The organism is Nocardioides sp. P5_C9_2 (assembly GCF_054049555.1).
Genome location: NZ_JBFUMD010000091.1, coordinates 1 through 9,700, shown reverse-complemented (window position 1 = coordinate 9,700; position 9,700 = coordinate 1). Strand labels below are relative to the sequence as shown.

At 72.2% G+C, this 9,700-nt stretch carries 12 protein-coding genes; 8 read left to right on the top strand and 4 right to left on the bottom strand.

All coding sequences use genetic code 11. The annotated features are described in order from the left end of the window. The coding region (locus ACXJKL_RS06860) for an MFS transporter (protein ID WP_457206310.1) at positions 1-696 on the bottom strand (696 nt) is incomplete at its 3' end. Positions 697-809: 113 nt separating this feature from the next. Here ACXJKL_RS06860 and ACXJKL_RS06855 point away from each other — a divergent pair. Genes ACXJKL_RS06855 through ACXJKL_RS06840 form a run of 4 tightly spaced genes read left to right on the top strand, consistent with a single transcriptional unit; the run spans position 810 to position 3,381 of the window. Continuing rightward, positions 810-1,265, top strand: a complete 456-nt coding sequence (locus tag ACXJKL_RS06855) for a Mov34/MPN/PAD-1 family protein (RefSeq protein WP_457206309.1) — start codon at positions 810-812, stop codon at positions 1,263-1,265. Continuing rightward, positions 1,265-1,543 (top strand): MoaD/ThiS family protein, encoded by a 279-nt coding sequence (locus tag ACXJKL_RS06850; RefSeq protein ID WP_457206308.1) that lies wholly within the window; start codon positions 1,265-1,267, stop codon positions 1,541-1,543. Before ACXJKL_RS06855 ends, ACXJKL_RS06850 begins: the two co-directional genes overlap by 1 nt. 4 nt (positions 1,544-1,547) lie before the next feature. Beyond that, positions 1,548-2,513, top strand: coding sequence for a PLP-dependent cysteine synthase family protein (locus ACXJKL_RS06845; RefSeq protein WP_457206307.1), 966 nt, complete (start codon positions 1,548-1,550; stop codon positions 2,511-2,513). A 7-nt stretch (positions 2,514-2,520) separates the two neighbouring features. Then, positions 2,521-3,381 (top strand): DUF3152 domain-containing protein, encoded by an 861-nt coding sequence (locus ACXJKL_RS06840; RefSeq protein WP_457206306.1) that lies wholly within the window; start codon positions 2,521-2,523, stop codon positions 3,379-3,381. Between the two features lie 3 nt (positions 3,382-3,384). Here ACXJKL_RS06840 and ACXJKL_RS06835 read toward each other — a convergent pair whose 3' ends face one another. Next, complete coding sequence (locus ACXJKL_RS06835; protein ID WP_457206305.1) at positions 3,385-4,440, bottom strand: alkaline phosphatase family protein; 1,056 nt, start codon at positions 4,438-4,440, stop codon at positions 3,385-3,387. Positions 4,441-4,540: 100 nt separating this feature from the next. On the opposite strand from ACXJKL_RS06835, the gene murI reads away from it, so the two are divergent. Together murI and ACXJKL_RS06825 are read left to right on the top strand one after the other, a co-directional pair. Next, the gene (gene murI / locus ACXJKL_RS06830; protein ID WP_457206304.1) at positions 4,541-5,353 is read left to right on the top strand and encodes a glutamate racemase; all 813 of its coding nucleotides are present in this window, start codon (positions 4,541-4,543) and stop codon (positions 5,351-5,353) included. After that, entirely contained in the window at positions 5,350-6,123 is a 774-nt protein-coding gene (locus ACXJKL_RS06825) for an MBL fold metallo-hydrolase (protein WP_457206303.1), read from the top strand. The genes murI and ACXJKL_RS06825 overlap by 4 nt, the downstream gene beginning before the upstream one ends. A 2-nt stretch (positions 6,124-6,125) precedes the next feature. On the opposite strand, the gene ACXJKL_RS06820 is transcribed toward ACXJKL_RS06825, so the two are convergent. Beyond that, positions 6,126-6,797 carry a response regulator gene (locus ACXJKL_RS06820; RefSeq protein ID WP_457206302.1) on the bottom strand — a complete coding sequence of 224 codons (672 nt, stop codon included), beginning with the start codon at positions 6,795-6,797 and terminating at the stop codon, positions 6,126-6,128. Then, positions 6,794-7,960 (bottom strand): sensor histidine kinase, encoded by a 1,167-nt coding sequence (locus ACXJKL_RS06815; RefSeq protein WP_457206301.1) that lies wholly within the window; start codon positions 7,958-7,960, stop codon positions 6,794-6,796. Before ACXJKL_RS06815 ends, ACXJKL_RS06820 begins: the two co-directional genes overlap by 4 nt. A gap of 104 nt (positions 7,961-8,064) precedes the next feature. On the opposite strand from ACXJKL_RS06815, the gene ACXJKL_RS06810 reads away from it, so the two are divergent. Further along, positions 8,065-8,976, top strand: coding sequence for an ABC transporter ATP-binding protein (locus ACXJKL_RS06810; protein ID WP_457206300.1), 912 nt, complete (start codon positions 8,065-8,067; stop codon positions 8,974-8,976). After that, the coding region (locus ACXJKL_RS06805) for an ABC transporter permease (protein WP_457206299.1) at positions 8,973-9,700 on the top strand (728 nt) is incomplete at its 3' end. The genes ACXJKL_RS06810 and ACXJKL_RS06805, both read left to right, overlap by 4 nt.

The following is a 9,700-nucleotide window of genomic DNA, read 5'->3' as shown; positions in this document are numbered from 1 at the left end:
GTGAAACGAGAACAGCCCGGTGATGGCCACCACGACGGCGTAGGGCCAGTCCCGCAGGACCGCCATCCGCGGCTCGCCCTCCGCGCGTCGGTACGCCGGGAGGTCGGGGAGGCGCGTGCTGTTCCAGGCCGCGAACCCGGTGAACACGGCGTTCAGCACGAAGACGGAGACGTAGGCCCACGTCTCGTCCACCACCAGCGCGGCGCCGCCGAAGACGGAGCCGAGCCCGATGGCCGTGTTGGTGACCGCGCGCAGGTAGGCCTTGAACAGGACGCCGCGTCCGCCCGTGGCGAGCTGGGCGATGACGCCCTGCTGGACGGAGCCGGCCGCACGCTCGAAGAGCGCGAGGAGGCCGAGCAGCAGCGCCAGCTGCCACGGAGTGCGGGCCAGGACCGGGAGGGCACTGGTGACGGCGGCGCCGACCATGAAGACGGTCAGCATGCGCCGCGGCCCGTGGCTGTCGCCGAGGTGGCCGGCCGGCACCTGCACCACGATGCCGACCAGGGCGGCCACCGAGAGCGCGAACGCGACCTCCGCCGCGGAGAACCCCACCTGCCGGGTGAAGTAGAGGGCGCTGGTCGTCATCACGGCGCCGGCCCCGAAGCGGTTGGCGAACGAGCCGATGGCGAGCACCCGCAGGTCCCGCTCGAGCGGGATGCCACGCCGGGTCAACGGCTGCGTCGTACTGGTCGTCATCGCGTCCCCCACGTGGATCCCGCTCTGGATATCGCTGCGCATCTATCTTGATGTCAAGATATATGTGGTGAGACGGTGCGGGGTCAAGTCGGGGGACTGCCTAGGGTGGACGGGTGCTGACCATCGACCAGGCGACGTACGACGCGATCGTCGCCCACGCCAAGCGCGACCACCCGGACGAGGCCTGCGGCATCGTCGCCGGCCCCGAGGGCAGCGACCGCCCCCAGCGGCTCGTGGAGATGGTCAACGCCGCCGGCAGCCCGACGTTCTACGAGTTCGACTCGACCGACCTGCTCCGGCTGTACAAGGACATGGACGCCCGCGACGAGGAGCCGGTGGTCGTCTACCACTCGCACACCGCCACCGAGGCCTACCCGAGCCGGACCGACATCGGGCTCGCCATGGAGCCGAACGCCCACTACGTCCTCGTGAGCACGCGCACCCACGGGAATAACGAGGGCCCTGTGGAGTTCAGGTCGTATCGCATCATYGACGGCGAGGTGACCGAGGAAGAGGTCTCCGTCGTCGCCCAGCTGAAGCCCCGCGAATCGGAAGAGAGCACCCCCTGATGGCCATCGAGGTCCGCATCCCCACGATCCTCCGCACCTACACCGACGGCGCCAAGGCCGTCGACGGGAGCGGGGAGAACCTGCAGGCGCTCATCGACGACCTCGAGGGCAACCACCCCGGGATCAAGGACCGGCTCATCGAGTCGGGCGACCTGCGCCGCTTCGTCAACGTCTACATCAACGACGAGGACGTCCGCTTCATGGGCGGGCTCGAGGCCGGGCTCGCCGACGGCGACCAGGTCGTCGTCCTGCCGGCTGTCGCCGGCGGAGCCCACTGAGCGCATGACGCGCTACGACAGCCTGCTGGAGTCGGTCGGCGGCACCCCGCTGATCGGGTTGCCGCGGCTGTCGCCCGGTGTCCAGTCGAACGGGGCCGACGTCCGGTTGTGGGCCAAGCTCGAGGACCGCAACCCGACCGGGTCGATCAAGGACCGCCCGGCGCTCGCGATGATCGAGCACGCCGAGAAGGACGGCACCCTGCGTCCCGGGTGCACGATCCTCGAGCCGACGTCGGGCAACACCGGCATCTCGCTCGCGATGGCGGCCAAGCTCAAGGGCTACCGGATCGTCTGCGTGATGCCCGAGAACACCTCGGAGGAGCGCCGCCAGCTGCTGCGGATGTGGGGTGCCGAGATCGTCTCCTCGCCCGCGGCCGGCGGCTCCAACGAGGCCGTGCGGGTCGCGAAGAGGGTCGCCGGCGAGCACCCCGACTGGGTGATGCTCTACCAGTACGGCAACGACTCCAACGCCCTCGCGCACGAGCAGGGCACCGGGCCCGAGCTGCTCGCCGACCTGCCCGACATCACCCACTTCGTGGCCGGGCTGGGCACCACGGGCACGCTGATGGGCGTCTCGCGGTTCTTCCGCGGGGCGAAGCCGGAGGTGCGGATCGTCGCCGCCGAGCCGCGCTACGGCGAGCTGGTCTACGGCCTGCGCAACCTCGACGAGGGCTTCGTGCCCGAGCTGTACGACGCCTCGCTCATCGACTCGCGCTTCTCGGTCGGACCGCGGGACGCCGTCCGCCGGGTGCGGGAGCTGCTCGAGCTGGAGGGCATCTTCGCCGGCATCTCGACCGGCGCGATCCTGCACGCCGCGCTCGGCCAGGCCGCCAAGGCGGTCAAGGCCGGCGAGCGTGCCGACATCGCCTTCGTGGTGTGCGACGGCGGCTGGAAGTACCTCTCGACCGGCGCCTACGAGGGCACGGTCGACGAGGCGGAGGATCGTCTCGACGGCCAGCTGTGGGCATGATGCTCGTGTGCCCCTCCGAGTCCTGCGCCACCCGCGGCCKTCCCTGGTCGTCGCTGCGCTCCTGCTGACCCTGCTGCCGTCCGCACCCGTCGCCGCCGCGCCGGCCCGCATGGAGCCTTCCCTGACCAACACCGGGATCCCGTCCGTCGACGGGCGGGCCCGTCAGGGAGAGGTGCTCCGCGCCGACCCCGGCACCTGGACGCCCCGCCGCGAGGAGACGACGTACCGCTGGCTGCGCGACGGCGAGCCGGTCCGTGGCGCCCGGGAGCGCCGCTACCGCCCCGGCGCGGGCGACGTCGGCGCCCGACTCAGCGTCGAGGTCCGGGTGCGGGCCGAGGGCTATGCGTGGACGACCGCGATCAGCGCCCGGACGCCGCCCGTGACCTACGCCGCCCCGGTGCGCCGCCGGGTGACCTACAGCGTCGCCACGCGCGGCCGGCTCACCACCAGYGTCGCGGTCTTCCGTCGCGAGGCGCAGGAGACGTACGACGACGCGCGGGGCTGGCGGGCCGGTGGCATCCAGTTCCGCCGGGTGGCGCGGGGTGGCGACTTCACCCTCGTGCTGGCGGCCGCCTCGGCGCTCCCGTCCTTCTCGTCGACCTGCTCGACCATGTGGTCGTGTCGGGTCGGGCGCTACGTCGTGATCAACCAGGAGCGCTGGAAGCACGCGTCCCCGGCGTGGAACGCCGCCCGCCASCCGCTGCGCGACTACCGCCACATGGTGGTCAACCACGAGACCGGGCACTGGCTCGGTCATGGCCACGTCGGCTGTCCCGGTCCGGGCCGGCCCGCGCCGGTGATGATGCAGCAGTCGAAGGGGCTCGACGGCTGCCGCTTCAACCCGTGGCCGCTGCCCGGCGAGCGCTGAGGGTCAGGGCGCGCCGGTCTCGGTGCTGACGTCGAGGTCCTGGTTCACGTCGTGCTCGCTGCCCGGGACCGCCGGCAGGCCAAGGAGGTCCAGCGCGAGGTTGGCGACGTCGCCGTTGCGCACCGGCTGCACGCCGTCGTACGTCGTCCGGGCCCGGCCGGGGTCGGCGTAGTCGGGGTTGAGGTCGTAGAGGTCGGTGCCAGGCTCGACGCCGGCGCCCCAGACGACGAAGGGGATCCGGTAGTCCCAGACCTTGGTCGGGTCGACGTGCGTCGCGCCCCGGCCGCCGTGATCGGCGGTGAGGATGACCGCGGTGTGCCCGGCGTAGCGGGGCTCGGTGCGCAGCACGTCGATGATCGAGCCCACCCGGCGGTCGGTGCGCCGCACGGCGCGCAGGTAGGCCGGTCCCATGAAGCCCTTCGCGTGCCCGACCACGTCGGGCTCGGACAGGTGCAGGAACCGCAGGGCTCGCGTGGAGCCGGCGAGGTCCCGCTTGAAGGCGCGGACGAGGCCCTGGTTGCCCTCGATGATCGTCTGGGTGTCGGTCGCGATCGGCCACGAGCGGTCCCACAGCGAGAACTTGGTCTTGCTGGCGAAGAAGCCGGCCGAGAGGCCGGCGTCGTCGACGACGGTGAAGACCGATTCGACCGGACCACCCGCAGCAGCCTGCACGGTGGGCGGGGTCAGCCGGTCGTCGTTCCACGTCACGCCGTGCCCGCCGGTCGCGGCCTGGACGCGTCGACCGGTGACCATGCCCGTGTGGTTGGGCAGGGTGAGCGTCAGCTCCTGCTCCGTGCGCGCGTTGAGGGTGGTCGCGCCCTGCCGGATGAGCCGGTGCAGGTTCGGAGCGCCCTTGCGGCCGAGCCGGGTCAGCGCGTTGGGGTTGAGGGCGTCGACGGAGATGACCACGACCGTATCGGCCACCGCCACCCGGCGCCCCGCGTCCGGCGCGCCGGCCCGGACGGGGACGTCGGCGGCGACCGAGCCGGCTCCCGCGCTCATCAGCGCGGCGGAGGCCAGCAGGGCGAGGGAGCGTCGTACGACGGTGCGTCCAGGCATGCGGGCCAGCCTAGGCGCAGGGGGCCCGCGTGAGGTGTGACAGGGCCGACGTACCCGCGCGCGTGCCATCCGCGGCCCGCACGCCCTAGCCTTGCTGCTTGTGCCGACCATCAACCGTGAGGACCCGATCGGGATCTTCGACTCCGGTTTCGGTGGCCTGACCGTCGCCCGGTCGGTCATCGACCAGCTGCCGCACGAGTCGATCCTCTACGTCGGCGACACCGCACGCCAGCCGTACGGCGCGAAGCCGATCGGCGAGGTCCGCGAGTACGCGCTCGAGTGCCTCGACCACCTCTACGAGCAGGGCGTCAAGGCGCTGGTCATCGCCTGCAACTCCGCCAGCGCGGCGATGCTGCGCGACGCCCGTGAGCGGTACGACGTCCCGGTCGTCGAGGTGATCCTGCCCGCGACCAGGCGCGCAGTCGCGGCCACCCGCACCGGACGCATCGGGGTGATCTGCACCCGCGCCACGGCCGAGTCGATGGCCTACGAGGACGCGTTCGCCGCGGCCCCGCAGGTCGACCTGCACGTCCAGGCCTGCCCGCGCCTCGTGGACTTCGTCGAGCAGGGCGTCACCGGCGGCGACGAGCTGACGGCCGTCGCCCACGACTACCTCGACCCCCTGGTGGCGGCCGGCGTCGACACCCTCGTGCTCGGGTGCACGCACTACCCGCTGCTGACGGGCATCATCTCCCTCGTGATGGGTGACGGGGTGACCCTGGTGAGCTCGGCCGAGGAGTCGGCCAAGGACGTCTACAAGATGCTGGTCCGGGGGGACCTGATGCGCGAGTCCGGCGAGCCGACGTACGCCTTCGCCACCACCGGACGGCCCGACGAGTTCGAGACCATCGGTCGCCGGTTCCTCGGTGCCGAGCTGCTCGGGGCCTCCCAGTTCGCCGGGGGCCTGCGGTGAGGCTCACCGTGATCGGCTGCTCGGGCTCCTACCCCGGCCCCGACTCCTCCGCGAGCAGCTACCTCTTCGAGGCCGACGGTCCTGCGGGCGAGCCGAGCCGGACGCGCCCGTGGCGGATCCTGGTGGACCTCGGCAACGGTGCGCTCGGCCAGCTGCACCGGTACGTCGACCCGCTCACCGTCGACGCCGTCTTCCTCAGCCACCTGCACGCCGACCACTGCCTCGACCTGTGCGGCTACTACGTGATGCGCAAGTACCACCCGACGGGCGCGCAGCCGCGGATCCCCGTGTGGGGTCCGCCGGACACCCCCGGACGGATGGCGCGGGCCTACGACCTGCCCCTCGACCCCGGGATGACCGAGGAGTTCGACTTCCGCCCGCACGAGCCGGTCGTGCAGGTCGGTCCGTTCCGCGTCGAGTCCACGCCGGTCGTGCACCCGGTCGACGCCTTCGCACTGCGGGTCAGCGCCGACGGCCGGTCGGTCGCCTACAGCGGGGACACCGGGCCGTGCGAGGAGGTGGAGCGGATCGCCGCGGGGGCGGACCTGTTCCTGTGCGAGGCTTCCTTCCGCGACGGCGAGGACAACCCGCCGGACCTGCACATGACCGGCTCCGAGTGCGGGACGGCCGCCCGGCGCGCCGGCGTCGAGCGCCTGGTCCTCACCCACGTGCCCCCGTGGCACGACCCCCAGGACGCCCTGGTGGAGGCCCGCACGACGTGGGACGGCCCGCTCGAGCTCGCGGTCCCCGGGACGGTCTACGAGCTCTGAGCTCAGACCAGTCCCGCGTCGTGGACGCACATCGCGATCTGCACCCGGTTGGTCACGTCGAGCTTCTCGAAGAGCCGTGACACGTGCGCCTTGACGGTCGGCACCGACAGGTAGAGCTCGGCGGCGATCTCGGCGTTGGCCAGCCCGCGTCCGACGCACACGGCCACCTCGCGCTCGCGCAGGGTGAGCAGGGCGATCCGGGACCGGGCGGCGGCGGAGCGGTCGTCCGGCGCCCCGGACCGCACCTGGCGCAGCAGGGACCGGGTCGCGGACGGGGACAGCATCGCCTCGCCGCCGGCGACCAGCCGGATGGCGTTGACGATCTCGGTGGGCGGCGTGTCCTTGAGCAGGAAGCCGTCGGCACCCGCGGCGACTGCGCCGACCACGTGGTCGTCGGCGTCGAACGTCGTCAGCACGATCACCGCGGGAGGGCTGCTCTCGCGGTGCAGGGCGCGGGTGGCCTCGAGCCCGTTCATGACCGGCATCCGGATGTCCATCAGCACCACGTCGGGCCGCAGCGCCGACGCCATCCGCAGGCCCGCGGCGCCGTCCCCGGCCTCGCCGACGACCCGGATGTCGTCCTGCCCCCCGAGCATCAGGGTGAGCGCCGAGCGCACCAGCGCGTCGTCGTCGACGATGAGGACCGAGATGGGGTCGCTCGTCGACGTGGTCATGCCGTCCACGGTATCGAGGCCCGCAGCACGAACAGCTGGCCGCGACGCCCGTGCTCGAGCCGCCCGCCCCGCAGCTCCGCCCGCTCGGCGAGGCCGATGAGCCCGAGGCCGGCCCCCGGCGTCGCCCCCGGGGGGTGGAAGCCGATCGGGTTGCGGACCTCCACCTCGAGGCCGCGCCCGGGGTCGCCCTCGACCAGGACGCTGACGTGGGCGCCCGGGGCGTGCTTGCCGGCGTTGGTGAGCCCCTCCTGCACGATCCGGTAGAGGGTCCGGCCCGCCCCGTCGGGCACGGGCTCGTCGCGGACGTCGACATGGTCGTCGTACGTCACGTTCATGCCGCTGCGGCGGGCCTCGACCACCATCTCCTCGACGTCGGCGAAGCGGGGCTGCGGCTGGTCGATCGGCTCACCGCTGCCGTCGCGCAGCACGCCGAGCACGCCGCGCAGCTCGTGGAGGGCCTCGTTGGCCTTGCCCTGGATCTGGGTGAGCCCGGCGCGGAGCTCGTCGGCGGCGAGGTCCTCGCGGAAGGCCAGGGCGCCGGAGTGCATGGACACCTGGGTGATCCGGTGGGCCAGCACGTCGTGCATCTCGCGGGCGATCCGGGCGCGTTCGGTGCCGCGGGCCTGGGAGACCCGCAGCTCCTGGTCCGACTCCGCGCGGGCGGCGCGCTGCCGCAGGGTCCACACGAGCTCGCGTCGTGACCCCAGGTAGAGACCCCAGCCCATCATCGCGGTGTTGACGACGAGGTTGACCACGACCACCAGCCAGGACGGGTCCTGCAGCTCGATGGGGGCGTAGAACGAGTACGCCGTCGCCGCGAGGAAGTTGGTGGTCCCGACCAGCGCCACCGACCAGGCGACGCGTTGCGTGGCCACCGAGACCGCGGCCAGTGTCGCGGGGCCCGCGGCGATCCCGGAGAACGTGCTGAGCAGGGCGATGACCATCGCGATGGTGACCGGTGCCCGTCGCCGCAGCACGACCAGGACGTACGACGCGACGCCGAAGAGGATCTCGACCCAGAACAGCACCCGGTGCGACTCCAGCTCGCCCTCGATCGCCTGCGACCAGACCAGCGCCGAGATGAGCGCGCACACGGCCAGCCGCCAGGCGTGGCTGCGCCAGGTCAGCGGGGGCTGCATCTCCCCGGGGGGCGGGCGGTCCATGTCGCACAGGCTAGGCCGTCGCGGGACCGCCCCTACTTTGGTAGGGGCCGGTCCGAGCCCTGCGACCGATGTCCGGAGGCTGTCGGGACGGCAGGCTGTCGGGCATGATCCGCGTAACAGCCCTCACGAAGTCGTACGGCGCGTTCACGGCCGTCGACGACGTCTCCTTCGAGGCGCGCCCCGGCCGGGTGACCGGTTTCCTCGGGCCCAACGGTGCCGGCAAGACCACCACGATGCGCGTGATGGTGGGCCTGACCACCGCCACGTCGGGAGAGGTCACCATCGGTGGCCACCGCTACCGCGACATCCCCAACCCGGGTCGCCACGTGGGTGTGCTCCTCGACGCGTCCGCCCAGCACGCCGGGCGCACGGGACGAGAGATCCTCACGATCGGCGCCGAGACGATGGGCCTGCCGTCGTCGCGGGTCGACGAGATGCTCGAGCTGGTCTCCCTCGACGCCCGCGAGTCCAGGCGCCGGCTGCGCAACTACTCGCTGGGCATGAAGCAGCGCCTCGGCATCGCGCACGCGCTGCTCGGCGACCCGTCGGTGCTCATCCTCGACGAGCCCGCCAACGGCCTCGACCCCGCCGGCATCCGCTGGATGCGTGGCCTGCTCAAGGGGTACGCCGACCGCGGAGGCACCGTCCTGCTGTCCAGCCACCTCCTCAACGAGGTGGAGCTGATCGCCGACGAGATGGTCCTCATCGGGCACGGGCGGATCGTGGCCCAAGGCACGAAGGAGCAGCTGCTGGCCGGTGCGGAGCACCGGTCCACCCACGCCATGTCGCTGGACAACGAGCTCCTCACCACGGTGCTCACCGAGCGCGGTCACACGGTGGTCGCGGCCGGCCAGGGCCTGCGGGTCGAGGCAGCCCCGGTCGAGATCGGTCGCGCGGCCGCCGAGCACGCGATCGTGCTCACCGACCTGCGCGCCGCCGAGGGCGGCCTGGAGGACCTGTTCCTCTCCCTCACCTCCGACACCCAGCGCGACGTCCTCGAAGGAGCTGCCTCATGAGCGCCACCTCCCACGCCGGCATCCCGCAGGCAGGTGCCCCCGACCTCGGCACCATCGACCTCGGCTCGAGCAGCGCCGTACCGATGAGCCGGCTGGCCAAGGTCGAGCTGCGCAAGGCCCTCGACACCCGGGCCGGTCGGTGGTTCGCCATCGCGATCCTGGTCCTCGTGCTGGCCGTGCAGGTGATCTACGCCTTCGCGGCGCCCGACGACGCGCTGGGCTACGGCGACTTCCTCAGCGTCGCGGGCGGGGTCCTCGGCTACTTCATGCCGATCCTGATCATCATGCTGGTCACCAGCGAGGCCAGCCAGCGCAACGGCCTGGTCACCTTCACCCTCGAGCCGCGACGCTCCCGGGTCGTGGTCGCCAAGTTCCTGGCCGGCTTCGCCCTCGCGCTCGCGGTGATGGTCCTGGCCGCGCTCATCGCGGTCGTCGGCACCCTGATCGGCATCGCGACCGGGGCCGAGGCCGACTGGTCGGTCGACGGCAACCTGCTCTTCAACGGCTTCGTGCTCGCCAACGTGATCGGCGTGCTGATCGGCTTCGCCATCGCAACCCTGCTCATGAACACCCCGGCCGCCATCGTGGGCTACTTCGTCTACAGCCTGATCCTGCCCATCGCCGTCGGGATCCTGAGCTCGCTGAGCTCCGGCTTCGCCGACGTCGCCCCGTGGATCGAGTTCAACACCGCCCAGACGCCGCTGTTCACGGGCGACTACACCCC